Here is a 25726-nt window from a genome sequence, read left to right as displayed (position 1 = left end):
GCATCGGGTAGGGGCCTTTGCCCGGAGACGACGGCGGCTACGTACTGCTGTCGGTGTTCCACCCGACCGCGAGGCTCCCGAAGGCAGATATACCCGGAGAGTCAACCGCCCGCACGGTAATGATCCTCGTCCTCCCCGTGGACCTCGACGACGACCTCGGTCGCAAGACTGGCGTCCGCACGCCGGTCATCGGCCGAGACGCCGTCGAGGAGGCGGCGGTGAAACTCGCGACCGCCGACCCCGAGGACTCCGACGTGAACGTGCTGTTTCAGGCGATCAACGCCTACGAAGACCTGCTGGCCGACCCGACGGTCGACGAGGAGGTGGCCGTCGCCGCCGTCACCGGCGTCAACGAGGGCGACGTGAAGGCAAATCGCGCGGTCGGCGAGGAGGTCGACACCGTGCTCGCGGCACTGTCGACCGGCGAGGAGGTGCGCGCCATCGTCATCACCGACGGCGCACAAGACGAGTCGGTCCTGCCGGTGATCCGCTCGCGCGTCCCCCTCGACGGCGTCCGTCGGGTCGTCGTTCGGCAGGCACAGGACTTGGAGTCCATCTACTACACGATGAAGCAGGTGCTGTCGGACCCCGAGACGCGCGGCACCATCCTCATCCCACTGGGGGTGCTCCTGCTCGTGTACCCGTTCGTCGTCATCGCCGGGATGCTCGACCTCCCCGGTGCGGTCGTGTTCGGGGCGCTGTCTACGCTGCTCGGCCTCTACTCGCTGTTCCAGGGGCTCGGACTGGAGGAGACGATCGACGGCACCGCCGAGCGCGTCCGCAACAGCCTGTACGCCGGTCGCGTCACCATCGTCACGTACCTCGTCGCGGCGACGTTGCTCGTGATCGGCGGCGTGCAAGGTGTCGAGACGCTCCAGGCCGTGAACAGCGGGGACTTCTCGATCACCCAGCAGGCCGCAGTGTTCGTCCACGCGGCGGTCCAGTGGGCCGCCGCCGCCGGCATCACCTCCTCGCTGGGACAGGTGACCGACGAGTACCTCGCCGAGCGGTTCCGGTGGCGCTACCTCAACGCCCCGTTCTACGTGGTCGCGATCGCCATCGTGCTGTACGGCCTGTCGGGGTACTTCCTCCCGCGCGTCCCTGCGGCGGGACTGGCGCCGCTCACGCTGACGGACCTGGCGGTGGCGCTCACCGCCGGCACCCTGCTTGGCGTGCTCTCGACGTTGACGTTCGCCGTCGCGGAGTCGCGACTGTCGGACGGCGGCGGCGACGGTGAGGCGGGCGTGGTCTGAGGCGGCGTCCGGGTCACGTCTGGGTGACGTGTGCGGCGGCGACGCGGGAGCGGGGTCGGATACGCGCCTTTTTTGGGGGCCGATTCGGAAGCAGGTGGTATGACTGCGGCAGCGAACTCGTACGACATCGTCGTCGTCGGCGCCGGGACGGCGGGCGCCTTCGCGGCGTCGACGGCCGCCCGAGAGGGCCTCGACGCCGTAATCCTCGAGCGAAAGCCCGAGGAAGAGGCCGGCCACATCGCCTGTGGCGACGCGATCAAAGGGAAGTCGACGTTCCCGGACGTCATGGACCTCGACTACCTCCGCGAGGAGTCGTTCACCAACCAGAACATCCGTCGGGCAGTGTTCGAGAACCCGAAGACCGGCGAGGAACTCGACGTCCCGTTCGGGCAGGCGGGCGCGGTGCTCGACCGCAAGCGCTACGGCGAGGTGATCCTCGAGGAGACCGAGCGCGCTGGCGCCGACATCCACTACGACACCGTCGTCCAGGACGTGCTCCAGGACGACGACGGCACCGTGACCGGCGTGCGCGCGAAGCGGAACGGCGACGTGGTGACCTACGAGGCCACGCTCACCGTCGACGCAGCCGGCGCGCTGTCCATCCTCCAGGACAAGGGCGACTTCCGCGACGCCTCCTTCGACACGAACGTCTCGTACACGCAGTTCTGCTCGGCGTACCGCGAGGTCGTCGAGGTGCCCGAACCGGTCGACTACGACGACGCCATCGTGTTCAAGCCGACCGAGGAACTGGGCTACCTCTGGTACTTCCCGCGCACGTCGACGGAGATCAACGCCGGGCTCGGCTTCCAGATGACCGAGCCGCCGATGAAGCTCGTCGAGGTGCTCAAACGCGACATGCAGCGGCGCCCCGAGTTCGACGGCGCCACGGTGAAGGACAAACTCGGCGCCGCGCTCCCGACGCGCCGCCCGTACGACTCGGCGGTCGCGGACGGCTTCGTCGCCGTCGGCGACGCGGCGGGCCACGTCAACCCCACCACCGGTGGGGGCATCCCCGGCGCCGCGCGGTCGGCCCACTGGGCGATCAAGCGCGCGGTCGACGCCGTCGTCGAGGGCGACGTGACCGAAGAGCGCATCTGGCGCTACAACCACGACGTGATGACCGACTTCGGCAAGCGCTTCGCCGCGATGGACGTGTACAACATCTGGGGCACCGCCCACGACGTCGACGAGTTGACCGACATCGTCGCCGCCCTGCCGGGCCAGCAGCTACTCAACGCGATGACGAAGGGTGAGACGTCGATGAGTCTGCGCCTGAAGCTCCGGACCCTCGTCGAGACGTACGGCCACTGGGACACCCTCTGGGAACTGTACAAGGTGCGCGACATCGCCGGCGAGATTAAAGACCACTACGCGCGCTACCCCGAGCGCCCCGGCGCGTTCGCCGGCTGGCAAGAACAGCGCGACGCCCTGCTCGACGACCTGTACGCCGTCTCGGGCGCCGACCCGAAGTACTGAGTCGCTCCCCGCTGTTCTCTCCGCGCCCGCACGTCCGTTCGTCGCTCCGTCGCGACGGCGACACGCCGCCGACAACTCCGTACCGTATGGGTTTTAAGCGCCGGCACAGAAGCAGGTGGTAAGAGGAGATTCCGCTATGGAGATGCCACGCCGGATGAACACGTACTGTCCGCACTGCAACGCCCACCACGAGCACGAGGTCGAGAAGGTCCGCCGCGGCCGCGAGACCGGCATGAAGTGGATCGACCGCCAGCGCGCCCGCGGGAAGTCCACCATCGGGAACACGGGTAAGTTCTCGAAGGTGCCCGGTGGCGACAAGCCGACGAAGAAGACGCACCTCAAGTACCGCTGTGGCGACTGCGGCAAGGCCCACATGCGCGAGGGATGGCGCGCCGGTCGGCTCACCTTCCAGGAGTAATCATGGCAGGGAGCTTCTTCCGCGTCGAGTGCCCGGACTGCGAGAACGAACAGATCGTCTTCGGTCGCGCCTCCACCGAGGTCAACTGCGCCGTCTGCGGGACGACGCTCGCGCGCCCGACCGGCGGCGACGCCGAGTTCGCCGGCGAGGTCGTCGAGACCGTCGAAGCGCGGTAATCTCGGTTCTCCGCGGTTCCGTTTTCACACCACACTGAGCGACTGCGTCGGCACATCGGTCAGATCGTCTGGTCGGCCGGGCCGCGGCTTCCAACGGTTACGTCGCCAGCGACGTGAATCCCACCCGCAGTAGCGACCGGGTCACGGGTACCGTCACCTGACAGCCTCGCCCTCCCCAACCGACTCACTCCCTCACTCACGGGTCGCTGTGCTCCCCGTTCCCGCTCGCGGTCTCGCGGTGCTCGACCGCGCACCGTTCGGTCCCTCGCCCCTCGCGCGCTCCCGGCGGGCACGGAGGCCCGCCGGCACGCGCCACCGCTGGGGTCGGCTCGTCACCGACGCCGTTCGATTGACAAACGGTATTAGGCTCGGTCAGTTACCCACGACCATGAAATTCACCGGCTGGCCCGAGCAGGGCGAACTCGTCGTCGGGGAGATCGACGAGATCGCGGACTTCGGCGTGTTCGTCGACCTCGACGAGTACGAGGACAAGCGCGGACTGTGCCACGTCTCGGAGGTCGCCTCCGGGTGGATCAAGAACATTCGCGACCACGTGAACGTCGGCGACCGCGTCGTCGCGAAGGTGCTGGAGGTCGACACCGGCAGCCAGCAGATCGACCTGTCGATCAAGGACGTCAACGACCACCAGCGCTCGGACAAGATCCAGGAGTGGAAGAACGAGCGCAAGGCCGACAACTGGATGGGCATCGCGTTCGGCGAGGACGTCGACGACGACAAGTACACCGCCGTCGCGGAGGCGCTGTACGCCGAGTTCGGCTCGATGTACGACGGCTTCGAGGCCGCCGCCATCCACGGCGTGGAGGCGCTGGAAGACACCGACCTCTCCGAGGCGGAGGTCGAGGCCATCGTCGAGACGGCCCGCGAGAACGTCTCCGTCCCGTACGTCAACGTCACCGGCTACGTCGACCTCCAATCGCCCGGCCACGACGGCGTCGACGACGTGCGCGCTGCCTTGGAAGCCGCCGAGGGGAACGGCGAGGTGCCCGACGAGATCGAACTCGACGTCTCGTACGTCGGCTCCCCGGAGTACCGGATCCGCGTCCGCGCCCCCGACTACAAGACTGCCGAGAGCGAACTGGAGGCGTCCGCCGAGCGCGCCCGCGAGGCCATCGAGGCGACGGGCGGCACCGGGAGCTTCCACCGCGAGCGCGAGAGCGACGACGAGTAACCGCGCCCGACCGTGAAGTCCGACATCCGGGTGTGCAGCGACTGGGAGGCAGTCCACGAGCGCCCGGTGTACACCCTCGGCGACGCCTGCCCGGAGTGCGGCGCCGACGCGGTCAACTCCGCGCCCGCGCCGTTCAACCCCGAGGACCCGCACGGTTCGTACCGCCGTCGTGCGCGCCGTCGCGGCAACGAGACGGACGAGTAGGCGACTGCGGACCGTTCTCCGACGTGGGCCGTGGCGTCACGAGTCACCACCGCAGCGCACCGCCGATAGCAGATCGAACGGATCGAGCCGACGCGACTTTACCTCCCCCGGTCCGTGACCACGAACATGGACCACATCGACATCGAGGTCGTCGCCGACCCCGACCTCACCGACCCCGTGTTCATCGAGGGACTGCCGGGCGTCGGCCACGTCGGCAAACTCGTCGCCGAGCACCTCGTCGAGGAGTTCGACGGCGACCTCGTCCGACGCGTGTACACCACCGACTTCCCCCCACAGGTCACCGTCGATGACGACGGCGTCGCCGACCTCACCCACGCGGCGTTCCACCACGTCGACGCCGGCGGCCGGGACCTGCTCGTGCTCACGGGCGACCACCAGGCCGCCAGCAACGAGGGGCACTACGAGTTGACGACGGCGTTCCTCGACGTGGCCGAGGAGTTCGGCTGTGAGCGCGCGTTCGCGCTCGGCGGCGTCCCGACCGGCGAGTTGATCGAAGACGACGAGTACGACGTGCTCGGCGCCCGCACCGAGGACACCGACCGCGAGGAACTGGAGGCCGCCGGCGTCGAGTTCCGCGAGAACGAACCGGCGGGCGGCATCGTCGGCGTCTCGGGACTCGTGCTCGGACTGGGCGCCCGGCGCGGACTCCCCGCCGCGTGCCTGATGGGCGAGACCTCCGGCTACCTCGTCGACCCCAAGAGCGCCCAGGCCGTGCTGGAGGTGCTCCAGACCCTGCTTGACTTCGAGGTCGACTTCTCCGATCTGGAGGAACGCGCCGAGGAGATGGAGGAGGTCGTCGGCAAGATCCAGGAGATGCAGGGCGGCGGCGGCGGAATGCCCAGCGACGACGAACTGCGGTACATCGGCTGAAGCGAGGCACTCTCTGCGAGCGGCGCTCGACCGCGCCACCCACTCGCATACCGGCAGTTGGCACGCCTGCCACAACGCCTTTTCACGCGACGACCCTCCACTCGAGCGATGACCGACCAGCAGTCGCTGACACGAGAGGACGTCCCGTCCGCCAACGGCATGCCGATGCTCGGCCTCGGCACGTGGGAGAACACCGACCCCGAGGACTGCCGCACCGCCGTCGCGACGGCGCTGGAGATGGGCTACCGCCACGTCGACACTGCCCAGATCTACGGCAACGAGTCGGAGGTCGGCGACGGCATCGCCCGCGCCGACGTGGACCGCGACGACGTGTTCCTCGCGACGAAGGTGTGGATCGACAACCTCGCGCCCAAGGACGTGCGCGCGACGACCGAGGAGAGTCTCGACCGCCTCGGCGTCGACTCGGTCGACCTCATGTACGTCCACTGGCCGGCCCGCGAGTACGACGCCGAAGAGACGCTCGCGGCGTTCAACGAGCTGTACGAGGACGGCCTGATCGACCGAATCGGCATCTCCAACTTCGAACCCGAGCAGGTCGCCGAGGCCGTCGAGATCAGCGACGCGCCGATCTTCGCCAACCAGGTGGAGGTCCACCCGCTGCTCCAGCAGGAGGAGTTGATCGAGGCGTGCGCCGAGCACGACGTGGAGGTCGTCGCGTACTCCCCGCTCGCGCGCGGGCAGGTGTTCGAGGTGCCCGAGTTGACGAAAATCGCCGAGAAGCACGGCGTCAGCGAGGCGCAGGTGAGTCTCGCGTGGCTCCGCGAGAAGGGCGTCACCGCCATCCCGAAGGCGACCAGCGAGGCCCACATCCGCGACAACTGGGAGTCGCTCGCGGTCGACCTCGACGACGACGACGTGGCCGCCATCGACGCCATCGACCGCGGGGACCGCCGCGTCAACCCCGGCTTCGCGCCCTGGAACTGAGCTGATCTGCGCTGCGGCTCGCTGAACTGAACGCCCCGAACGCGTCGCCGCGTTGACGGCTCAGTGGTGGGAGCGAAACCTTCAATCGGTCCCCCCCGCATCACCAGTCCGATGGAACGACGCTCCACGGGGTTCGTGGGCGCCGTCCGGATCGACGTTGCCCGGCTCCACGCCACGTGGATGGAACTCGCGTTCCCGCGGCAACTCGACCCCGGTCGTGTCGTCGGCAAGTGGTACCCCGAGACCCTCCCGCAGAAGTTCACGTACTACCTCTGGGCGATCTTCGGGCTGCCGCTCGTCGCGATCGGCTACCCCCTGCTCCTGTGCGGCTTCGCGGCGCGATTTTACGCGACCCGCGTCGACTCGGCGGCGACGCGCCTCGGTGTCGTCGGGGTCGTGCTCCTGTCGGTCGTGGCGTGGGGCCTCCTCACCGTCGCGGCGTGGGTCAGGCAGTTCTCGACCGGCGGCCTCATCGCCGTCGGCGCCGCGGGCGCGGTCGCGACGGTCGCGGCGGCGACCGCGGTCGGCGCCTCCCGCGTCGGCGGCCGGGGGACGAGCGTCCTGATCGCGTACCCGGCGGCGGTCACCGCGTTCCTCCTCCCGCCGGTCGTCGCGGCGCTGTACTCGCCGGCGCTGGCGGACGTGGTGTTCCCCAACACCACCTCGCTGGCGGTGTGGATCCTCGACGGCCCGCTCGCGATCGGCGGCCTCAACGACCTCATCCGCGCCCGGTTCGACCTCCGGGGAACCGCGTACGTCCTGATGTGGGTCGGCATCTCCGTGCCGCTCGGCTGGCTGTTCGGCGTGCTCGTCGCGCTCGCAGACGTGGTGCGGCCCAAGCGCGAACAGCCGACCGGCGCCCGCTTCTGAGTCGCGCCGGGCGAAGGGGTCTCGCCGACGTGCACGCACGTTCGACCGTAGAGCCGCGTGCTCGCACTTCTTCGTAGTCCAGTCCGACTGGGGAGGAGTGGCCGTCAGTGGAGGCGGCGTCTGAGGTAGCCAGTGTCAGAGTCAGTCAGCGTCGGAGGCAGTCGGCGGAAGTAGCAGTCCGTGCTCGTCGTGGAGCGTTCGTCGTGCCCTCACCGCCCGCCGTCGCCGCCCGTGTCGCCCGGCTGGCCGGACGCCGCCTCGTCGATCACTTCGTCGAGCGCCTCGTCGGAGACGCTGGCGGCGACGCGTACCCCCACGAGCGCGAGTGCGATGCTCCCGACGACGAACACGGCGAGGCGTTCGCTCGCGGTGAAGGTGTGACCGAACAGCTGTAAGGCGTCCCAGTTGGCCTCCCGTTCGAGGAAGAAGCCGGCGAACCCGCGGAACAGCACGCCGACCGCGAGGACGCCGAACGGGAGGTTCAGATACGGCGTCCGCACCCCCTCGTCGCGGATGAGTTCGTCGAGGAGGCGACCGAACGAGGCGGTCACCGCCGCCAGCGCGAGCCACGGTACCGCCGCGTACACGAAGCTCATCGCGGCGACGAACTCGCCGGCGGTCGCCTCGCCGCTGGACGCCTCCAACACGCCGAGGAACACGCCGACGACCGAGAGGCCCAGCGCCGCGACGTACGTCACGACCGACACCTGCCCGGAGTACAGCGCCTCGCGCGCACGGTCGGGCGCGGCCTCGACCACCTCGTCGATGCCGAGTCCGTAGTACAACAGCGCCGCACCCAACAGCGTCGTCACGGCTGCGACGGCGATGGCCGGCGAGAAGTACACGAGCAGTGCCGGGAGGATGAGCAGGCCGATACCGATCGGGACGAGCACCGTCTCGCGCAGTTCCTCGTCGGCCATGAACTGCTTGAGGAGGTAGTACGTCGACTCGAGGTCGCGCGCCTGCCGGACGACCACGCGGTCGACCGCGTCGACGGGGAGTCGCGACTCGATCATCGGGACGGCGCGCTCGTCGGCGGCGGAGTCGATGACGACGATCGCCGAGTCGAACGAGCGGGTCGCGAGCACGTCGTCCAGTTGCCGTGCGAGCGCGCGGTCGGCGCGCACGGCGGAGTCGCCGTTGCCGGAGACTACCGCGACGACCGTCTCCTCGCCCTCGTCAGAGAGGTCGCGGGCGACGCGAAGTGACTCCAGCAGCGAGTTGACGCCGACGTCCTCGGGGTCCGCGAGGCCGAGATCGGTCACGAGCGAGCGAACCGCCTCCCACCCCACGATCGGGGTGTCGACGCCGGCCTTCCGGCCGACGTCGTTCGAGCGGTCCACACAGAGGACCAGCGTCGTCACGTGCGACCCGAGGGTCCCCCGGTTGAAAAAGGCCACCATGGCGGGGCTTGACACGACCGGGAGCGTCGCCCCGTCGCGCGTGGCGGTGTCGCTACCGACGGACTCGCACGTCGACGCCGGTCGCGTCGTCGCCGGCGAACCGACTGGCGACGCCGGCACCGAGCGCGTACGCGACGGCGGTCGCACCGCCGCGTAGACGAGTCATCAGCCCGCGCTGCGGGGTGAACTCCTCGACGACCGCCTCCGTGCCGGTGCGTTCCTCCACGCGGTCGAGGACGGCCTCGCGGTCGCCGAGTCCGTCGACGAGGCCGCGCTCGTACGCCTCCGTTCCGAGGAACACGCGCGCCTCGGTGTCGCGGACGGCCTGCTCGTCCATGTCGCGCCCCTCGGCGACCTGTTCGACGAACTGGTCGTAGTAGTCGTCGACGATGCCCTGGAGGTACGCGCGCTCGTCCGGCGACACCTCCTTCAGCGGGAGGCCGGCGTCTTTGTACTCGCCGGCGGTGAACTGCTCGTAGCTGACGCCGAGGCGGTCGGCCAACTCGTGGACGTTCGGTCGCGAGCCGATGACGCCGATGGAGCCGACGACGCTCCCCTCCCGGGCCCACAGTTCGTCACAGCCCACGGCGATGGCGTAGCCGCCGCTGGCGCAGGTGTCGGTCGCGTAGCCGATCGTGGGGCCGTCGAAGCGCTCTGCCGCCAGTCGGATGTCCTCGCTGGGGACGATCTGACCGCCGGGCGTGTTCAGCTTCACGAGCAGCGCCTCGGCGTTCGGATCGTCGTCCGCACGTTCGATCTGTTCGACCACCTCGTCGGCGCCGGGCGTGCCGGGCGACCGCGGGAGTCCGCCGCCGCCACCGCCGTCGCGGGTGATCGGTCCCTCCACGGCGACCTCTGCGACGGTGTAGTCGGCGAACCGCGACGACAACGCCGACCCGGCGATCTTCAGTGCGGTGGCGACCGCTGCGAGCGTGAGGAGCACGCCGAACAGTCGCGCCAGGTTGTCGTCGGGAAGCCACACGAACAGGACGTAGCCGAGCGCCGCCGCGACCGCCGCGGCGACGACGAGCGCGACCACCGTGATGACGGTGCGGGTTGTCGAATCGGTCATGGACGCGCTTCGACGGGCGCCCGGATAAGCCCCGGTGGCGCCGCTGGGTGGTCGTTGCGTCTGAAGAACGGTCGAACCGCGATACGCGTCGGAAACGAATCGAAGACCGAACTTAGAGCAGCCCCGTCTTCTGGAGCTTCATCAGGTCCTCGGTGTCGAGGGTCTCGCCTTCCTTGAACTTCTGGTAGATCTCCTCGGCCTCCTCGCGCTCCTCTTCCATCTTGGCCTCGCGCTCTTCCTTCTTCTCGGCCTCCTCCTCCTTGTCCAGTTCGCGCAGGCGCTTCTGGACGCGGACGAAGTCCTCGTGGTGCTGGTCGGCCGACTCCTGCGCCTCCACGAACAGCTCGTGCATGGCGTCCGCCTCGTCGCGGATCTCGTCGGCCTCACGGTAGGCCTCGATCATCTGGTTGTGGTGCTCTTGCGCCTCGTCGGCCAGCTCCGTCACCTTCTGGTGGTGCGTGGACGCCTCCGAGCGGACCTCTTCGGCCTCCTCGATGAGCTCTTCGAGCTCGCCACTCTGGTCGACCTTGCCCTTCTTCTCGGCGAGCTTCTCGCGCTTGCTCTCGATCTTCTCGATGAGCTCGCGCTCCTCGTCGGTGCCGAGGACTTCGGTCTGCTGCTTGAACTCGAGGTCTTCGATCTCCTCTTTGAGCTCCTCGATGGACTTGCCCGAGCCGAGTTCGAGGTCCTGCTTCATCTCCTCGACCTCGTCGAACAGCTCGTTTGCCTGGGCGTTCAGCTCGTTGCGCGACTCCTTGTGCTCCTGGACCTGCTCGTTGAGCTCATCCCGCGACTCGCGGTGTTCCTGCGCCTCGTCGACCTTCTCGCGTGTCTTCGCGTTCAGGTCGTCGCGCTTGGACGCGCGCTCGGACGCCATCTGATTGAGCTCGTTACGTCGGTCACGGAGCTGTCCGGCCTTCTTGATCAGCTGTCCCTTCGAGTCGTTCTCCAACTCCTCCTCGGAGAGGGAGACGTTTCGGGATTCATCTAGCTGGTCAAGACCGTATTCTTCGAGAACTTCCTCTTTCGTTACCATTGTTCGTTACCTCGACACCATACTACTTCGGGAGCGGACGCTCCTCGGTTCGGCGCGTCCGTCTGTGGGTGAGAACACCGTGTCATTCAGCGATCGATGCCACCACGCCCGAAGGCGTTCTGGTACTTCCACATATACGGTTTCCGTATATAACTTCTTCGCTGTCTGGTGCCGAAAACACGTGGTAGGGAGTCTCACACTGCCGGAAACGTGCGATCCGCTCCCATGGTCCGCCCCAGCGCGAACGGATCGCCGCGGTCCGGGCGCCGTCACCGGATCAGACGCGACGGTAGTCGCCGAGTCGCGTGCCGTCGAGCAGGTACGCCTCGCCGGATTCGAGCGCGTCGGGGAGGAACGGCGAGAGGAACCCCTGACCGTCGACGTTCACCCACGTTCCGCCGGATCGGTCGTTGAACGCCGGGAACACGACCAACTCCGGGTCGCGCCAGTCGACGCCCGCGAGGTCGACGTCGTCGACGAACGCGTCGCGCGCGAGCGGTCCGCGGAGCCACGCCTTCTCCGCACGGCCGCCGCCGACGGCGTCAGCCAGTCTGACAGCGACGTGTTCGTGGCCCATACACACCACGTCGGCGCCGAGCACCTCGGGCGCCGGCCACGTGTGCCCGTGGAGGACGCCCACGTCGCCGAGGCGAGCGCCACCCGCGGGCGTCACGTCGACCCGGTCGCCGAACGCCTCCGCGAGGCCGGGGTCGTGGTTGCCGAGCGCGAGCGTGACGGGGACTCCGACGGCCGAGAGGAGCGCGTCGAGTTCCGCGGTCTCGGCGTCGCCCGCGCCGCCGATGCGGTGCCCGAGGTCGCCGAGGACGACGAGTCGGTCTGCGTCGGTGCGCGTTAGTAGGTCCAGCACCCGCTCGCGGCGTTCGTCGCCGGCGCTGTCCAACTCGACTCCACGCTCGTAGCGGAGGCCGGCCTCGATGCCGGCGTGGTAGTCCGCGAGCAACAGGCCCCGCTCGTCGCCCAACGCCGCGACCGCGGCGGGCGCGTCCGGGACGGGTTCGACGAGCGGGCGGTCGCGCCCCCGACGCCGACCGTCCGCGGGGGCGCGCTCGACCATTCAGATCGCCTTGAGCGTGCCGTCGGTCGGCTCGAAGCACTGCCCGCTCATCAGCGCATCGTCGATGGCGTCCTCCGCGTCTGCGGCGTCGACGCCGTAGCGGTCGACCGCCGCGGCGACGACCGCCTCCTTGTCGGCGCCGTCGCCGTCGTCCAGTTCGGACATCAGGTCGACGACGGCGGCCTCGAGGTCGTCGGGCGCCTCCGCGGCCCCGTCGTCGTCGTCGTCAGCGTCGGCTTCGGCAGCCGACTCCTCGTCGGCCGCCGCTGCGGCCGTGTCGCTCTCGGCGGCGGGGTCGGCGTCGCCGTCGGCGTCGCTCGCGGGGTCCGTCTCCGCGGTCGCCGCCGCGGACTCGGCGTCGCCGTCGTCGTCCTCGTCGGGCGCCGTCGTCGGCTCCGGCGTCTCGATGCCGGACTCGCCTGGCTCGGGCACCTCGCTGCCGGTCGAGAACTCGACGCCGTGCTCCTCTTCGACCTCGCGGCGCTCCTCCTCGGTGAGCGCGTCGTCGAGGTCCTCGGGGTCGGCGTCGAGGTCGACGACAGGCTCCTCGCCGGCGTCGAACTCGCCCAAGTCGTCGTCGAAGTCGCCGAGGCCGTCGTCGGCGGTCGCGTCGGCGGACTCGACGGGCTCTGGCTCGGCGCCCGCGCCCGGATCCGCCTCAGCCACGTCGGCGGAATCCGGCTCGGCACCCGTCGCCTCGGCCGGCTCGGACGCGGTGTCGTCGTCGACGGTGTCCGCGGTGTCCGTAGTGTCGTCGTCGAAGTCGGTCGTCGGGTCGGTCGACACCGCGGCCTCGGTGTCTGCGCTCGCGGTGGACGCCTCGGGTTCGTCGACCTCGGCGAGGTCGTCGTCCGCGTCGGCCTCGGTCGTGTCGGTGTCGGCCGCGTCCGCCGTGTCGCTCTCGGCGGTGCCGACCTCGGCGGTGTCGACCGAATCGGGCTCGGCGTCCGCCGCCTCGGCCGGCTCCGCGGCGGTGTCCGCCTCGTCGGTGGCGGTGTCGTCGACCGTCGAGGCCGTCGACCCGCTGGCGTCGGTGCCGGCGGCGACGGCGGTCGCGTCCGAGTCCGCCGCCTCCGCTTCCGTCGCGCCCGCCGCCGTCTCCTCGGTCGCCTCGGCGTCCACCTCCACGTCGGCGTCCACCTCCGCGCCCGCGACGTCGTCGGGGACCACGGCGCCGGCGACGTCGTACGGCACGTCCGGGAGCGGACCCAGCTCTGCACCCCCGCGCTCGCCGGGGTCGGCGGTCAGGTCGCGCACTTCCTCGCGCTCGTCGGCGACGACTTCGAGGGCGTCGACCGCGAGCGTGCGCACGGCTTCGAGGTAGCGCGTGCCGGTGTCGTAGTGGTCGATGGCGAGCGGGATGCCCGCCGCCAGCGCCGTCGGGACGCCCGCGGCCTCCAGTCGGGCGCGCAGGCGGTCGCCCCGGTCCTCAGTCGCGAGCGCCGCCTCGAACACTGCGATCCGCTGGAGGGTCGCCTCCGCGGCGGAGACGACCCACCGGTCGCGCGTCGCGGCGTCGACGGTCGCGAAGCTCTCCGGGCGCACGGAGGTGTACACGAGGTCGGAGTCCTCGGGCTGGAACGTGCGCGCCTTCCCGGTGAGTGCGACGAACGCCGGCGGCGTCGTCCGGTCGAGGAACGCCATCTCGTCGGGCTGGTACTGCCCGGCGTAGGTGACGAACGCGCCCGACGGGTCGACGACGCGCCCGCGGAGCGTCTGCTCGTTCACCGACTCGACCTCCGTCAGCACGCCGACGGTGAATAGGCGGTTCACGCGCAGTCCCGTGGGCGTGACGACGTAGTTGGGAGCGCGCTCCTCGTCGCTCTCAGAGTAGTCGAAGTCGGCGTCGTCGAACTCGGCGGCGAAGATCCGGTGGGCCACCTCGCGGGTGCCCGGCCCGGAGTCGCCGCCCCCGCTGTCGTTCGAACTCACGCGCCCACCTCCGTCAACAGCGCCGATGCACGCGCGGCGGGGTCGTCGTCGCTCGGTTCGAACTCGCTGGCGTCGAGGTTGGCGCCGTACTCGTCGACCGAGAGGTGGCCGCGCACGCGGTACTCGCGCCCGACCAGTTTCTCGGCGATGTCGTCGGCGACGACCTCGCGACTCATCGCGTCGCGGGCCGCCTCCAGCGCCTCCTCGAGGGTGCCGCCGTAGATCTCCTCGGTCAGGTCGCGGTCGAGGATCGCCGTGACGGTCGCGGTGCCGTCGTCGAGGATCGCTTTGATCCGGAGGTCGTCTTCGGGGTCGACCTGCCCGTGGCTGCGGCACTGGCCGTTCTGGACGAGTCGTCCGCAGTCGGGACACCGCTCGATGAGGCCGGAGCCGTCACGGACCTCCAGCACGTTGCCGAGCACCTCGACGTCGTACATCCCGCCGGAACCGACCGCCTCGCCGATGGTCACGCGCGGTGCCTCGTCGCTCACCTCGACACTCGCGGGCGCGGTCTCGGTGAACTCGGTGAGGTTCACGGATGGGACGCCGCGGAACTCCCGGACGTACACGTCCTCCATGCGGAGTTGTGCGCCCTCGACGACCGCCTCGCGCGCCTGCCAGTCGGTGAATGGGAGCCGGCCCGTCTCGTCGCCGATGACGCCCGAGTGGATGGTCGTCTCGCCGTCGCGCCCGTCGATGGTGCGCTGTTCGACCTCCAGCACCTCCACCTCGACCGTCCGCCCGCGGTCGCCCGCGCGCAGGTCGACGAGGTCGCGCTCGCCGCCGACCGACACGCCCTCGGGCACCGCGACCGGCTCGCTCTCCATCGCGACCGACGAGGACTCACCGATGTTCAACTCGGGTTCGCCCTCCCACTCGCGGACGCCGGCGTTGCCGATCGTCACGCTGTCGCCGGGTTCGAAGCCGAAGTCCTGCCACGCCGTGTAGGAGACGACGCCGGTCTCGTCGGCGAGTTCTCCCTCGCGGATGACGGTGTCGTCGCCCTGGTAGCGGATCGAGCGTCGCCCGACCGTCAGCACGCGCGCCGTCACGGTGACGTTGCCCGAGTCGGGGCCGATATCGCCGATGTCGACCGAGGTGGGGCCGCTGCCGCCGCCCCCGCCGCCGCCGTACTTCCGGCGCACGGACTGCTTCGCCTCGTCGATTGGGACGCTGTACTCCAGCAGGTTCTCCAAGTCACGCTTGACCTCCTCTTTGTCTTCGCCGAGAGCGGAGGCGAGCTCCTCGGCGTGTGCGTCGATGTCCATGTGTTCCGTCCCGAACTACCGCCCGACCCCTGTTAAACTCACCGTGCGCCGGGGTTCGACGGGCGGGTGGACGCCCGCCGCGTCCGGCGAATCGGTCGTGCGTGCTCGACGCCCACGCGGGTGGGGTTCCTTGTCCGGCGTGACCTGTAGGTGCGTATGGACTTCACTCGCCGCGCGGCCCTCGCCACCGTCGGTGCCGTCGGCCTCGGCACCGTCGCGGGCTGTCTCGGCGGCGCGACCGGATCCGACGGCGGCGGGGACACCGGCGACACCACGCCCATCGGCGACCACCCCGCGGCGGGCGGCTTGGACGCCCAACCCGCACTCGGCGCCGCCGACGCCGGGGCGACCGTCGTCGCCTTTGAGGACCCCTCCTGTCCGACCTGCCGGAACTTCGAGCGGGGCACGGGCGCCCGCCTGAAGGACGGCCCGGTCGCCGACGGCGACCTCCGGTTCGTCTCGCGGGTGTACCCTATCATCTACCCGTGGGGGAAGCCGGCGGTGCAGGCGCTGGAAGCCGTCTACGCGCGCGACGAGGACGCCTACTGGACACTCTTCGACCACTACTTCGCCGAGCAGGACAGTTTCGACGAGGACAACGTGCTCGACTTGACGGGGTCGTTTCTCCGAGAGGCCACCGGCCTCGACGCCGCGGCCGTAGTGGGCGACGCCGCCGCCGAGGAGTACGACGACGCGGTCCAGGCCGACCTCGACGCCGGGCGCGCGTCGGGGGCAAACCGCACGCCGACGCTGTTCCTCTTTCGCGACGGCGACTACGTCACCCGCGCCACGGGCAACGTGAGCTACGAGACCATCGCCTCGGCGCTCCAGCTATGAGCGGCGCGAACCGGCTCACGCGCGCTCGGCGACGCGTCGGCCTCCCCCGGCTCCCGTCGTCGCGGCGTGACGCCCGACTCGTCGCGCGGACGGTCCGGCTCGTCCTCGGCGTCCCGGCGTACGCCGCCGTCGCGGTCGTGGTCGCCGTGCTCGCGCTCTCGGGGTTCGTCCTCTCGCAGAACGTCGCGCTCGTCCGCGACACCGTGGTCGGCGGGGTGCTCCCGCTGGATGCCCGCCTCACCATCCTGTTCGAACAGTACCCGTTCGTCGGGACCAGCTACGGCCCGGTCGCGGGCGCGATGCTCGTCCTGATCGCCGTGCTCACCGGGGCGAACGTCGCGGTCGTCGCGTACCACCTCCGCGAGAACGGCGTCCTCGGCGGCGACGGGGACACGGGCGCGGACGCCGGGCCCGGATCCGGTGCGGGCGGCGGGAGCCTCGGGAGCGCGGTCGGCGTCGTCCTCGGTGCACTGGGGGCGGGCTGTGCCGCCTGCGGGTCGGCGGTGCTCGTCGGCGTGCTCTCGCTGGTGGGCGCCTCCGGCGTCGTGCTGTTCCTCCCGTTCGACGGGCTGGAGTTCACCCTGCTGGCGCTCGTACCACTGGGGCTGTCGCTGTTCTGGCTCGCCGACGGGATGCGCGGTGCCGAGATTCGCGGCTGTCCGGTCGACATCTGAGCCCAGTCGGCGGTGCGACTGCGAACACGGCTCACTACGGCTTTAGGACCTCACGGCACGTACATTCAACCGAGTACGCCCTGCTAGCAGCGGGGCTCACTCGGAGTTCACCATGGCCGATACACACGTCGACACCGGTACTGACGCCCGCACGCCACGAACGCGACTGCTCCTCGGCGGACTGATCGTCGTGCTCGGGCTGATCCTGCTCGCGGACACGACTGGCCTCGTGGCCGTCGACGGCTTCGCCGTGTTCCTCGCCGGCGCCCTCGCCGTCTACGGGGGCTACCGGCTGGTCAGCGAGCGCGCCCGGCACCTGTTCTGGCCGGGGACGTTCCTCCTCGTCGGCACGGGCTGGCTCCTCGTCGAGTTCGGCCTCCTGACCGGCGCGCAGGCCCGCGGCCTCTGGCCGGTGCTCGTGGTGCTGTTCGGCGCGTCGCTGCTGCGCGAGCGCCGCACCGGTGGCTTGTTCGGCGCCCCCGCGGTCGTCGTCGCGACCGGGAGCGGCGACGGTGCGACCCGCGCGACCGCCATCTTCGAGGACGCTCGCCTCGACCTCCGCGGCGTCGACGTCCCCTCGCCGGCGATGGTGGAGGCGACCGCCGTGTTCGACGACGTCGAAGTCGTCGTCCCAGAGGGCCGCGTCGTCGTCGTCGACGCTACCAGCGTGTTCGGGAACATCCACGACATGCGCCGCACGCGACCGACCGGCGAACCCGACCTGCTGATCGACGCGACGGCGGTGTTCGGCGACGTCAAACTCGTCGACTGAGCCGTCGCCACCGCGACGCGACACCGACGCCCGCTCTCACGTGACGCTCCGGACGCGTCCCAGTCCTTCCCCGCCGCTCACTCTTCGTTCTGGAGGCGCGCCTGCCACTCTTGCACCTTCGCCATCAGTTCCACCGGCGGCGTCTCGTTCACGTCCGTCTCGCGGAGCGCGTCGAGCACCGCCGCCGTCTCGGGGTCGGGTGCCGGCGTCGACGACGTGGGCTCCTCGGGGGGTGCCGACGCGGCGCCGTTCCCGTCGGCGACTGCCGCGTCCGCGTCGGCGACGAACTCCCCCGCCGTGAGGTCGAAGACGGCCTGTTTCGTCTCCCCGCCGTCGGTGTCGGCGCCTCTCGCCTCGATGGCCTTCTCCTCGCGGAGGCGGTCGAGCACGCCGTCCGCGCGGGCGACGACCGGCCCGGGGACGCCCGCGAGGTCGGCGACGTGGACCCCGTAGCTGCGGTCGGTCGGCCCCTCCCGGACGCGCCGGAGGAACGTCACGTCGCCGTCGCGCTCCTCGGCGGCGACGTGGACGTTGGCCACGCGCGGGAGGTGCTCGGCGAGCGCGGTCAACTCATGGTAGTGAGTCGCGAACAGCGTCTTCGCGCGCACCTCGTTGTGGAGGTACTCCGTCGCGGCCCACGCGATTGAGATGCCGTCGTACGTCGCCGTCCCGCGCCCCACCTCGTCGAGGATGACCAGCGAGTCCTCGGTCGCGGAGTGGAGGATGTTCGACAGCTCCTGCATCTCGACCATGAACGTCGAGCGCCCCTGGGCGAGTTCGTCGAGCGCGCCGACGCGCGTGTACACGCCGTCGACCAGCGGCAAGGTCGCGTCGTCGGCGGGGACGAAGCTCCCGGTCTGTGCGAGTAGCGAGATGAGCGCACACTGGCGCATGTACGTCGACTTCCCGCTCATGTTCGGCCCGGTGACGATGAGGAAGCCGCGCTCGCGGTCCATCCGCAGGTCGTTCGGGACGAAGTCGGTCGTCTGCTCGACGACGGGGTGGCGCCCGCCCTCGATGACGAGGTCGTCGCCGTCGGTGAACTCGGGACGGACCCAGTCGTTGGTCGCCGCGTGGTGGCCCAGCGCCGCGAGCACGTCGAGTTCGGCGAGCGCGCGCCCCACGTCCTGCAGGAGCGCCGCCTCGTCGGCGACGCGCTCGCGCACCTCCTCGAAGATGCGCCGCTCCAACTCCTCGCGGCGCTCCTCCATCCGGAGCACCGTCCGCTCGCGCTCCTCTAACTCCTCGGTGACGAACCGCTTGGAGTTCTTCAGCGTCTTGACCTCGCGGTAGTGTTCGGGCACCTCGCCGGCGACGGACTTGCCGACCTGGATGTAGTAGCCGTCGGTCTTGTTGCGGTCGACGGAGACGTGGTTCAGCCCGTGGCGACGCTTCTCGCGCTCGGCGAGCGTGTCGAGCCACTCGACGGCCTCCTCGTACTCCTCGACGAGCGCGTCCAACTCATCGTCGTAGCCGCGGGCGATCACACCGCCGTCGCCGCCGATGCTCCCCGGTGGCTCGTCGGCGATGGCGTCTGCGAGTTCGTCGTGGAGTGCTCGCGCGGCGCCTTGGTCGGGGCGCGCCAGCACGTCCGGGACGGGTGAGTCGGCCAGTTCTGTGCCGTCGATGGCGGCGGCGAGTTCGGGCAGTCTGGCGAGCGCGGATCTGACCGCCGCGAGGTCGCGCGGCCCTGCCGACCCGTTCGTCGCGCGGGCCGCGAGGCGTTCGAGGTCGGCGGTGCCGTCGAGCGTGTCGAGCAGCCGGTCCCGCGCGAGGGCGGCGCTCGCGAACGCCTCGACCGCTGCCCCGCGGCGTTCGAGTTCCGCGCGGTCACGCTGAGGGCGCGTGAGCCACTCGCGCAACAGCCGAGTCCCGGCGGCGGTCTCCGTGTGGTCCAGCGTGTCCAGCACGGTGCCGGTGTGCTCGCCTTGCATCGTCTCGACGAGTTCGAGGTTGCGCTGGGTCGTCGCGTCGAGCGCGACGCGGCCGCCGGGGTCGAGCCCCCCGAGGCGCGTCATCGACGCGAGCACGCCCGCGCCGGTCACGTCGACGTAGTGGAGCACCGCGCCCGCCGCGGCGACTGCGGGGTCGTCGTCGAGGCCGACGGCCTCCAGGGTCTGTGTCCCGAAGTGGTCGCCGAGGCGGTGGCGGGCGCGACCGGGTGCGAACGCCTCCGCTTCGTGGAGGGTGAGCCGTGCGTCGGTGGCGTCCCGGACGTCGGCGAGGCGGGCGTCGTCGTCGCGTACGTTCGGTCCCGGCAGCAACTCGACGGGGGCGAACCGGTGGAGTTCCGCACGCACGTCGTCCAGGTCCGCGAGCGCGGCGGCGTGGAACCGCCCGGTCGTCACCTCCGCGAACGCGACGCCCCACGGGTCGTCACTCGCGGCGTCGTACGCGATGGCGGCGAGCCACCGCGCGGCGGCCCCGTCGGGGTCGACGACGGTGCCCGGGGAGACGACGCGCTCGATGTCGCGGGCGTGGCCGTCGCTCGTCTCGTACTGGTCGGCGACGGCGACGCGGTAGCCGCGCTCGACGAGCGCCTTGAGGTACGGCGTCAACTCCGTGAGCGGCACGCCAGCCATCGGGTACGAGGAGCCGTGACTGGACTTCTGTGACACCTTCAGGTCCAACTCGTCGGCGACCAACTCGGCGTCGTCGCCGAAGAACTCGTAGAAGTCGCCGCACTGCATCGCGAGCACGTCCGCGTCCGTGGACTCCTTCAGGGAGAGAAACTCGCCCACGATGCCGCCGGCGTCGGTCGTCATTGTCTGCTTCTGGGTGGGGTCGTGTCCGGGTAAAACGCTACGGGTCCGCCCCGGCCCCGCGCACACGCCGTCGGATCGCGGGAACCGACGCAGTCAACAGCCTGCCGACGGAACCTCCGAGTAACAATGAACGCGGCGCTCGTCATCCTCGACGGCTGGGGCCTCGGCGACCACGACCGACGCGACGCGGTGAAGGCCGCCGACACCCCGAACTTCGACCGCCTCCGCGACGCCGGGGCGTTCGGCACGCTCACCGCGTGGGGTCGCGACGTCGGCCTCCCGGACGACCAGATGGGCAACTCCGAGGTGGGCCACATGAACATCGGCGCCGGCCGCACGGTCTACCAGGAGTACACCCGGATCAACGACGCCATCGAGGCCGGCGAGTTCGTCGAGGGCACCGCCATCGAGCGGGCGTTCGACCACGCCGAGGCGAACGACAGTCGCGTCCACTTCCTCGGCCTCGTCAGCGACGGCGGCGTCCACAGCGACCAGGAACACCTCCACGCGCTCATCGAGGCCGCCGCCGAGCGCGGCGTCGAGGCGGTCACCCACGCGTTCACCGACGGTCGCGACACCGCCCCGAAGTCCGGGAGCGGGTTCCTCGCGTCGCTGGAGGCGCACGCCGCCGACCACGGCACCGGCGACGCCGCCACCGTCAGCGGGCGCTACTACGCGATGGACCGCGACCAGAACTGGGAGCGGACGAAGCGCGCCTTCGACGCCGTCGTGAACCGCGAGGCCGACCACACGGCTTCCAGCGCGGTCGACGCCGTCGAAGCCAGCTACGAGCGCGGCGACACCGACGAGTTCGTCGAGCCGACCGTGGTCGACGGCGAGCCGGGGATCGAAGACGGCGACGGCGTCGTGTTCTTCAACTTCCGCTCGGACCGCGCGCGCCAACTCACCCGGATGCTCGCGGACATCGAGTCGGCGGCGTGGGAGGCGGAGGGCATCGAGACGAGTCCACCCGACGTGGAACTCGTGACGATGACGGAGTACGACGAGGAGTTCGACCTCCCCGTCGCCTTCCCGCCGACCCAACCCGAGGACACGCTCGGTGAGGTGCTGTCGGAGGCAGGGCTCACGCAACTCCGGATGGCCGAGTCCGAGAAGTACGCCCACGTCACCTACTTCCTCAACGGCGGGCGCGAGGTGGAGTTCCCGGGCGAGATGCGGCGGATCATCGAGAGCCCGGACGTGCCCACCTACGACGAGACGCCCGCGATGAGCGCCGCCGAGTTGACCGACACCGCCATCGACCTGATCGGTGCCGAGGACCCCAACGTGCTCGTGCTCAACTACGCGAACCCCGACATGGTCGGCCACACCGGCGACTTCGACGCCGCCGTCGCCGCCGTGGAGGCGGTGGACGAACAACTCGGTCGACTGGCCGCCGCCGTCCGAGAGGCGGGTGGACACCTGCTCGTCACCGCCGACCACGGCAACGCCGACGACATGGGCACGCCCGAGGACCCGCACACGGCCCACACGTTCGCCCCGGTGCCGTTCGTCTCCGTCACCGCTGCGGGCGACGACGGCGGGATGCGCGTTCGCGATGGCGGGTCGTTGACCGACATCGCGCCGACGCTCCTGTCGCTGGTCGGTGTGGAGCAACCCGAGGCGATGACCGGCGAGTCGCTGGTCGTCGAGAAGTAGGCGGTCGACGGCGCGGTTACGCCGACAGCATCCGGTCGGCGGTGACGACGCGGACGCTCGTGGGTCGTTTCACGAACTCGCCCTCCGACTCGGCGACGATCTGGTCGACGCCGCGCTGGGCGGCCACGTCGAGGACGCGCTGTGTCAGTTCGCCGTCGAGCACCAGCGCCACCGGCGTGCCGTCGCTCTCCGACACCGCGTCGAACACGTCCGCCGCGGGAACTTCGGCGACGACCTCGTAGTCGGCGTCGAGGAGTCGCGCGCAGTTCGTGCCCGCCGCGACGACCGCGGCCACGTGGTCGTGGAGGGTCAGTGGCTCGTCGTCGGTGTCGTCGGTGTCGTCGCTATCGGTGTCGGCGTCGGATTCGTCGTGCTCGCGCTCGACCGCGCTCACGGGGTCGGTCGGCGGCGTCTCGTCGTCGACGGTCGGGGTGGTCGGCTCTGCGGTTGCGGGGGCGTCGGTCGTCGCCACCGCCGTCGGCGACGGCGACTCGGCAGACTCGGGGGTGGCCGCGTCACTCGGATCCGGCGCGGGTTGGGCGCTGCCGTCGGTCGCCGCGACCGCCGAGGTGCCGTCGGGGGCGTCACCGTTCGTTCGAGGACCCGTCTCGTCGTCCGTGTCGGCGACCGGGTCGGACGGGGTGTCGGCGCCCACGGACTCGAACGGCACCTTCTCGCGGAGCGCGGCCATCAACTCGTGACGGCTCAGGTCCTCGACGGAGCGGCCCTCGGGGGCGAACGCGACGTAGTCGACGTCGCCCACCTGCGCCAACTCCTTGAGGATCAACTCCCCGCCGCGGTCGCCGTCGAGGAACGCCGTCACGGTGCGCTCTCTGGTGAGGTCTGCGACCGCGTCCGGCACGTTCGTCCCCTCGACGGCGACGCCGTTCTTGATGCCGTACTTGAGGAGCGTGAGCACGTCCGCGCGCCCCTCGACGACGACGACGGCGTCGGAGTCGTGGACGCGTGGGCCCGCCGGGTACCCCTTGTACTCGTCGATGCGCTCGACGCGGTTCGCCTCGCGGACCTCGGTGAGGATCTCCGTGGAGTCCATCACCGAGTCGTCGAACGACGAGGCGAGCAGTTCCTTGGCGCGCTCGACGACCTCGCGGCGCTGGGCCGAGCGCATGTCCTCGATGTCGGTCACCTCGACGCGCGACTCGCAGGGGCCGACGCGAGTGATCGCTTCGAGGCTGGCCGCGAGGATGGAGGTCTCCACCTTGTCGAGCCCCGAGGAGATGGTGATCTCGCCGAAGCTCTGGCCGTTCTCGCTGTCTATCTGGACGTCGATGCGACCGATCTTCGACGACTGTTGCAGGTCGCGGAGGTCCAACTCGTCGCCGAGGAGGCCCTCCGTCTGTCCGAACACCGCGCCGACGACGTCGCTCCGCTCGACGACGCCGTCGGCCGTGATGCGGGCGTGGATGAGGTATTTGGCTGAATCTGTCATGTGATGTGCCCTCCGTGGGCGTGATGGTGATATTGCAGCCGGCGTGAACCGCCGACGAGTATATAAGGGGGGCCGGATGGAAATACCTGTCGTCAGACGGGCGTGTCCACCGGATCCGCGGAGAACGCGTCGGCGACCCGTACGGGTCCACGGCGGCGCGGTCCGCCGGTCGAGCGCCCGGGTCACGAAAGAGCCATATCACCCCGGTCCCGACTTCGTTTACCGACAGATCGACCGCCGCACCTCCTTCGCGGTCGACCCCACCACCATGAACGAGGACCACCCACAGGCGCTGTGTGACCAGGAGACGATGGCGACGCGCGCACGAGCGGCGGACGCACCAACGTGGCTGCGGCGCCACTTCGAGACGTTCACCGGCAGCCTCACCGGCGAGCGCAACGAGACGCCGTTCCCGTGTCACTTCGGGACAAAGGCCGTCGAGCAGGGGGACCTCCTGTACACCACGGTCCCGTCGTTCACCGACCCCGACGCGCTGTTCGCCTTCCGCGACACGCTTCTGGAGTACCTCGACACCTACCAGGACCACGCGGAGTTCGCGCCGCTGGTGGTGTTCTTCGCGCCGCCCGAGGGCGGCGTCGACGCGTTCGCCGAGGCCGACTGGCACGAGACGCTGTGGCACGTGCTCCAGTTCCTCCACGTGAACGACCCCGAACCGTGGCCCGCAGACATCCCCACCGACCCGGACGACCCCTACTGGGAGTTCTCCTTCGGCGGCACGGCCATGTTCCCGACGTGCCGGGCGCCGTTCTACGAGGACCGCAAGAGCCGCTACTGCCCGGTCAGCCTCGAGATCACGTTCCAGCCCCGCGACGTGTTCGACGGCCTCACCCACGACACCGAGGCCGGCGCCCGTGCCCGCGAGGTCATCCAGGGCCGCCTCGCCGACTACGACGGCGTCTGCCCGCACGCCGACCTCGGCGACTGGGGCGTCGAGGACGACCGCGAGTGGCGCCAGTACCTGTTCTCCGTCGACGCCGAGCAGTTCCCCGACGAGTGTCCCCTCACGGTGACCCCGGAGGTGACGGCGTTGGACGCGGACACTCCGGGTTCGGGCGTCGGGGCCGACTGATGGGCGACCTCCCGGCGCTGCTGTTGATCGACCTCCAGACCGGGTTCGACGACCCGGCGTACGGCGAGCGCAACAACCCCGAGGCGGAGGCGAACGCCCAGCGCCTGCTGGCGGCGTGGCGCGACCGCGACGGCGCCGTCTTCCACGTCCGCCACGACTCCACCGAACCGGACTCCCCGCTGCGCGGCGACGGACCGGGGTTCGCGTTCAAGCCGCCGTTCGAGCCCCGCGACGGCGAACCCGAACTCGTCAAGCGGGTGAACTCGGGATTCATCGGCACCGACTTGGAGGCCCGCCTGCGCGACGGCGGGCACGAACGACTCGTCGTCGCGGGGCTGACGACCGACCACTGCGTGTCGACGACGACGCGGATGGCGGAGAACCTCGGCTTCGCGCCGACCGTGGTCACGGACGCGACGGCGACGCACGCACGTACCGGCCCGGACGGGGAGCGGATCGACCCGGAGACGGTCCACCGGACCGCGTTGGCGCACCTACACGGGGAGTTCGCTGAGCTGACGACGACCGACGACCTGCTCGCGTCGCTCGCGAGTCGGTGAGCGGTCGCGACGAGGAGCACCCGGTCAGCCGTCGTAGCTGATGAAGCTCGCGGCGTCGTCCGCGAACCCGGCGGCGTCGGAGCCGAAGGAGTCGGCGTAGCGCACGACCAGCGCGATGAGCACCTCCGGCCGGGCGACCCGATAGCCGTCGTCGGTGTCGAGCAGTCCGGCGTCAGCCAACTTCCCGGCATACTTCGAGACGGTGGGGCGAGAGACGTCGAGCCCACGAGCCAGGTCTGCGCCGGACGCGTCGGGGTCTCTGAGCAGTCCCAGGAGCATCCCGCGCGGCGTGTCGCGCCGGAGGTAGCCGAGGGCGCGGCGCTCGAACGCGGAGAAGCGCCCCGCAGGGAAGTAGCGGCGGTAGTCGCCGTCCTTCTGGGAGACGACCTCGCCCGCCGACTCCAGTCGCTTGAGGTGGTGTTGCGTCTCGCCGGTCGCCAGCGAGAGGTCGTCCCGGAGCTTCGAGAAGTGGGCGCCGGGCGTCGTCGCGAGGTAGCCCCGGATGGCGTCGCGGGCGGCGGAGTCGTCGTCGCCGTCGGCCACCGCGCGACCGCTCGCCGCCAGGGGCGTCGCCGCACCCAGCGCCGCGAAGCGGCGGAGGGTGGCGCGCTTGTCCGCGTCGACCTCGCGTGTCACGGCCTCTCGTAGCGAGGACGCACGCAAAAGGGTGTCGTTGTATCAGCTGCCTGTACCGTGTAACCAACGGAGCGA

At 70.4% G+C, this 25726-nt stretch carries 24 protein-coding genes; 15 read left to right on the top strand and 9 right to left on the bottom strand.

What is annotated here, in order from left to right:
• The first annotated feature begins 119 nt into the window (after window positions 1-119).
• The 9 genes from P0R32_RS12815 (at window position 120) to P0R32_RS12775 (ending at window position 7422) form a co-directional block, all read left to right on the top strand.
• Window positions 120-1253, top strand: a complete 1134-nt coding sequence (locus tag P0R32_RS12815; protein ID WP_276237414.1) for a DUF373 family protein — start codon at window positions 120-122, stop codon at window positions 1251-1253.
• A 99-nt stretch (window positions 1254-1352) separates the two neighbouring features.
• Window positions 1353-2729 (top strand): geranylgeranyl reductase family protein, encoded by a 1377-nt coding sequence (locus tag P0R32_RS12810; protein ID WP_276237413.1) that lies wholly within the window; start codon window positions 1353-1355, stop codon window positions 2727-2729.
• A gap of 136 nt (window positions 2730-2865) precedes the next feature.
• Window positions 2866-3147, top strand: coding sequence for a 50S ribosomal protein L44e (locus P0R32_RS12805; protein ID WP_276237411.1), 282 nt, complete (start codon window positions 2866-2868; stop codon window positions 3145-3147).
• 2 nt (window positions 3148-3149) lie between these two features.
• Window positions 3150-3323, top strand: coding sequence for a 30S ribosomal protein S27e (locus tag P0R32_RS12800; protein WP_276237410.1), 174 nt, complete (start codon window positions 3150-3152; stop codon window positions 3321-3323).
• Window positions 3324-3711: 388 nt separating this feature from the next.
• Window positions 3712-4512, top strand: a complete 801-nt coding sequence (locus tag P0R32_RS12795; RefSeq protein WP_276237409.1) for a translation initiation factor IF-2 subunit alpha — start codon at window positions 3712-3714, stop codon at window positions 4510-4512.
• A 12-nt stretch (window positions 4513-4524) separates the two neighbouring features.
• Window positions 4525-4716, top strand: coding sequence for an RNA-protein complex protein Nop10 (locus P0R32_RS12790; RefSeq protein ID WP_276237407.1), 192 nt, complete (start codon window positions 4525-4527; stop codon window positions 4714-4716).
• Window positions 4717-4842: 126 nt separating this feature from the next.
• Entirely contained in the window at window positions 4843-5607 is a 765-nt protein-coding gene (locus tag P0R32_RS12785; RefSeq protein WP_276237406.1) for a proteasome assembly chaperone family protein, read from the top strand.
• A gap of 159 nt (window positions 5608-5766) precedes the next feature.
• Complete coding sequence (locus tag P0R32_RS12780) at window positions 5767-6552, top strand: aldo/keto reductase (protein WP_276239406.1); 786 nt, start codon at window positions 5767-5769, stop codon at window positions 6550-6552.
• Between the two features lie 111 nt (window positions 6553-6663).
• Window positions 6664-7422, top strand: a complete 759-nt coding sequence (locus P0R32_RS12775) for a hypothetical protein (protein ID WP_276237405.1) — start codon at window positions 6664-6666, stop codon at window positions 7420-7422.
• A gap of 209 nt (window positions 7423-7631) precedes the next feature.
• On the opposite strand, the gene P0R32_RS12770 is transcribed toward P0R32_RS12775, so the two are convergent.
• The 6 genes from P0R32_RS12770 to P0R32_RS12745 all read right to left on the bottom strand — a co-directional run bounded on the left by P0R32_RS12770 (window position 7632) and on the right by P0R32_RS12745 (window position 15208).
• Window positions 7632-8786, bottom strand: coding sequence for a DUF373 family protein (locus P0R32_RS12770; protein WP_276237404.1), 1155 nt, complete (start codon window positions 8784-8786; stop codon window positions 7632-7634).
• A 91-nt stretch (window positions 8787-8877) separates the two neighbouring features.
• A complete protein-coding gene (gene sppA / locus P0R32_RS12765; RefSeq protein ID WP_276237403.1) occupies window positions 8878-9897 on the bottom strand; it encodes a signal peptide peptidase SppA in 1020 nt (339 codons plus the stop codon).
• Between the two features lie 112 nt (window positions 9898-10009).
• A complete protein-coding gene (locus tag P0R32_RS12760) occupies window positions 10010-10933 on the bottom strand; it encodes a coiled-coil protein (RefSeq protein WP_276237402.1) in 924 nt (307 codons plus the stop codon).
• 277 nt (window positions 10934-11210) lie between these two features.
• Window positions 11211-12008: a metallophosphoesterase gene (locus P0R32_RS12755; protein WP_276237401.1), complete on the bottom strand. Its 798-nt coding sequence runs from the start codon at window positions 12006-12008 to the stop codon at window positions 11211-11213.
• Window positions 12009-13940 carry an RPA family protein gene (locus tag P0R32_RS12750; RefSeq protein WP_276237400.1) on the bottom strand — a complete coding sequence of 644 codons (1932 nt, stop codon included), beginning with the start codon at window positions 13938-13940 and terminating at the stop codon, window positions 12009-12011.
• Complete coding sequence (locus P0R32_RS12745) at window positions 13937-15208, bottom strand: Single-stranded DNA binding protein (RefSeq protein WP_276237399.1); 1272 nt, start codon at window positions 15206-15208, stop codon at window positions 13937-13939. Before P0R32_RS12745 ends, P0R32_RS12750 begins: the two co-directional genes overlap by 4 nt.
• Before the next feature lie 156 nt (window positions 15209-15364).
• On the opposite strand from P0R32_RS12745, the gene P0R32_RS12740 reads away from it, so the two are divergent.
• The 3 genes from P0R32_RS12740 to P0R32_RS12730 all read left to right on the top strand — a co-directional run bounded on the left by P0R32_RS12740 (window position 15365) and on the right by P0R32_RS12730 (window position 17491).
• The gene (locus P0R32_RS12740; RefSeq protein ID WP_276237398.1) at window positions 15365-16045 is read left to right on the top strand and encodes a DsbA family protein; all 681 of its coding nucleotides are present in this window, start codon (window positions 15365-15367) and stop codon (window positions 16043-16045) included.
• On the top strand, window positions 16042-16719 hold the full coding sequence (locus P0R32_RS12735) for a hypothetical protein (RefSeq protein WP_276237397.1): 678 nt from the start codon (window positions 16042-16044) through the stop codon (window positions 16717-16719). Before P0R32_RS12740 ends, P0R32_RS12735 begins: the two co-directional genes overlap by 4 nt.
• 112 nt (window positions 16720-16831) lie before the next feature.
• On the top strand, window positions 16832-17491 hold the full coding sequence (locus tag P0R32_RS12730) for a LiaF transmembrane domain-containing protein (RefSeq protein ID WP_276237396.1): 660 nt from the start codon (window positions 16832-16834) through the stop codon (window positions 17489-17491).
• Between the two features lie 77 nt (window positions 17492-17568).
• Here the strand turns inward: P0R32_RS12730 and mutS are convergent, their stop codons facing one another.
• A complete protein-coding gene (gene mutS / locus P0R32_RS12725) occupies window positions 17569-20256 on the bottom strand; it encodes a DNA mismatch repair protein MutS (RefSeq protein ID WP_276237395.1) in 2688 nt (895 codons plus the stop codon).
• Between the two features lie 126 nt (window positions 20257-20382).
• On the opposite strand from mutS, the gene gpmI reads away from it, so the two are divergent.
• Complete coding sequence (gene gpmI / locus P0R32_RS12720) at window positions 20383-21915, top strand: 2,3-bisphosphoglycerate-independent phosphoglycerate mutase (protein WP_276237394.1); 1533 nt, start codon at window positions 20383-20385, stop codon at window positions 21913-21915.
• Between the two features lie 16 nt (window positions 21916-21931).
• On the opposite strand, the gene dnaG is transcribed toward gpmI, so the two are convergent.
• A complete protein-coding gene (gene dnaG / locus P0R32_RS12715; RefSeq protein ID WP_276237393.1) occupies window positions 21932-23365 on the bottom strand; it encodes a DNA primase DnaG in 1434 nt (477 codons plus the stop codon).
• 268 nt (window positions 23366-23633) lie between these two features.
• On the opposite strand from dnaG, the gene P0R32_RS12710 reads away from it, so the two are divergent.
• Window positions 23634-24455, top strand: a complete 822-nt coding sequence (locus tag P0R32_RS12710; RefSeq protein ID WP_276237392.1) for a YqcI/YcgG family protein — start codon at window positions 23634-23636, stop codon at window positions 24453-24455.
• Complete coding sequence (locus P0R32_RS12705) at window positions 24455-25015, top strand: cysteine hydrolase family protein (protein WP_276237391.1); 561 nt, start codon at window positions 24455-24457, stop codon at window positions 25013-25015. The genes P0R32_RS12710 and P0R32_RS12705 overlap by 1 nt, the downstream gene beginning before the upstream one ends.
• Window positions 25016-25039: 24 nt before the next feature.
• On the opposite strand, the gene P0R32_RS12700 is transcribed toward P0R32_RS12705, so the two are convergent.
• The gene (locus tag P0R32_RS12700; RefSeq protein ID WP_276237390.1) at window positions 25040-25651 is read right to left on the bottom strand and encodes a winged helix-turn-helix transcriptional regulator; all 612 of its coding nucleotides are present in this window, start codon (window positions 25649-25651) and stop codon (window positions 25040-25042) included.
• Window positions 25652-25726: the final 75 nt, after the last annotated feature.

This window comes from Halobaculum marinum (assembly GCF_029338555.1).
Lineage (GTDB): Archaea > Halobacteriota > Halobacteria > Halobacteriales > Haloferacaceae > Halobaculum > Halobaculum marinum.
This window is presented reverse-complemented; position numbering and strand designations above follow the sequence as displayed.

Coding starts and splice junctions, on each gene's coding strand:
- P0R32_RS12815 (WP_276237414.1), top strand. CDS start 120: ATGATCCTCGTCCTCCCCGTGGACCTCGACGACGACCTCGGTCGCAAG.
- P0R32_RS12810 (WP_276237413.1), top strand. CDS start 1,353: ATGACTGCGGCAGCGAACTCGTACGACATCGTCGTCGTCGGCGCCGGG.
- P0R32_RS12805 (WP_276237411.1), top strand. CDS start 2,866: ATGGAGATGCCACGCCGGATGAACACGTACTGTCCGCACTGCAACGCC.
- P0R32_RS12800 (WP_276237410.1), top strand. CDS start 3,150: ATGGCAGGGAGCTTCTTCCGCGTCGAGTGCCCGGACTGCGAGAACGAA.
- P0R32_RS12795 (WP_276237409.1), top strand. CDS start 3,712: ATGAAATTCACCGGCTGGCCCGAGCAGGGCGAACTCGTCGTCGGGGAG.
- P0R32_RS12785 (WP_276237406.1), top strand. CDS start 4,843: ATGGACCACATCGACATCGAGGTCGTCGCCGACCCCGACCTCACCGAC.
- P0R32_RS12780 (WP_276239406.1), top strand. CDS start 5,767: ATGCCGATGCTCGGCCTCGGCACGTGGGAGAACACCGACCCCGAGGAC.
- P0R32_RS12775 (WP_276237405.1), top strand. CDS start 6,664: ATGGAACGACGCTCCACGGGGTTCGTGGGCGCCGTCCGGATCGACGTT.
- sppA (WP_276237403.1), bottom strand. CDS start 9,897: ATGACCGATTCGACAACCCGCACCGTCATCACGGTGGTCGCGCTCGTC.
- P0R32_RS12760 (WP_276237402.1), bottom strand. CDS start 10,933: ATGGTAACGAAAGAGGAAGTTCTCGAAGAATACGGTCTTGACCAGCTA.
- P0R32_RS12755 (WP_276237401.1), bottom strand. CDS start 12,008: ATGGTCGAGCGCGCCCCCGCGGACGGTCGGCGTCGGGGGCGCGACCGC.
- P0R32_RS12745 (WP_276237399.1), bottom strand. CDS start 15,208: ATGGACATCGACGCACACGCCGAGGAGCTCGCCTCCGCTCTCGGCGAA.
- P0R32_RS12740 (WP_276237398.1), top strand. CDS start 15,365: ATGGACTTCACTCGCCGCGCGGCCCTCGCCACCGTCGGTGCCGTCGGC.
- P0R32_RS12735 (WP_276237397.1), top strand. CDS start 16,042: ATGAGCGGCGCGAACCGGCTCACGCGCGCTCGGCGACGCGTCGGCCTC.
- P0R32_RS12730 (WP_276237396.1), top strand. CDS start 16,832: ATGGCCGATACACACGTCGACACCGGTACTGACGCCCGCACGCCACGA.
- mutS (WP_276237395.1), bottom strand. CDS start 20,256: ATGACGACCGACGCCGGCGGCATCGTGGGCGAGTTTCTCTCCCTGAAG.
- gpmI (WP_276237394.1), top strand. CDS start 20,383: ATGAACGCGGCGCTCGTCATCCTCGACGGCTGGGGCCTCGGCGACCAC.
- dnaG (WP_276237393.1), bottom strand. CDS start 23,365: ATGACAGATTCAGCCAAATACCTCATCCACGCCCGCATCACGGCCGAC.
- P0R32_RS12710 (WP_276237392.1), top strand. CDS start 23,634: ATGAACGAGGACCACCCACAGGCGCTGTGTGACCAGGAGACGATGGCG.
- P0R32_RS12705 (WP_276237391.1), top strand. CDS start 24,455: ATGGGCGACCTCCCGGCGCTGCTGTTGATCGACCTCCAGACCGGGTTC.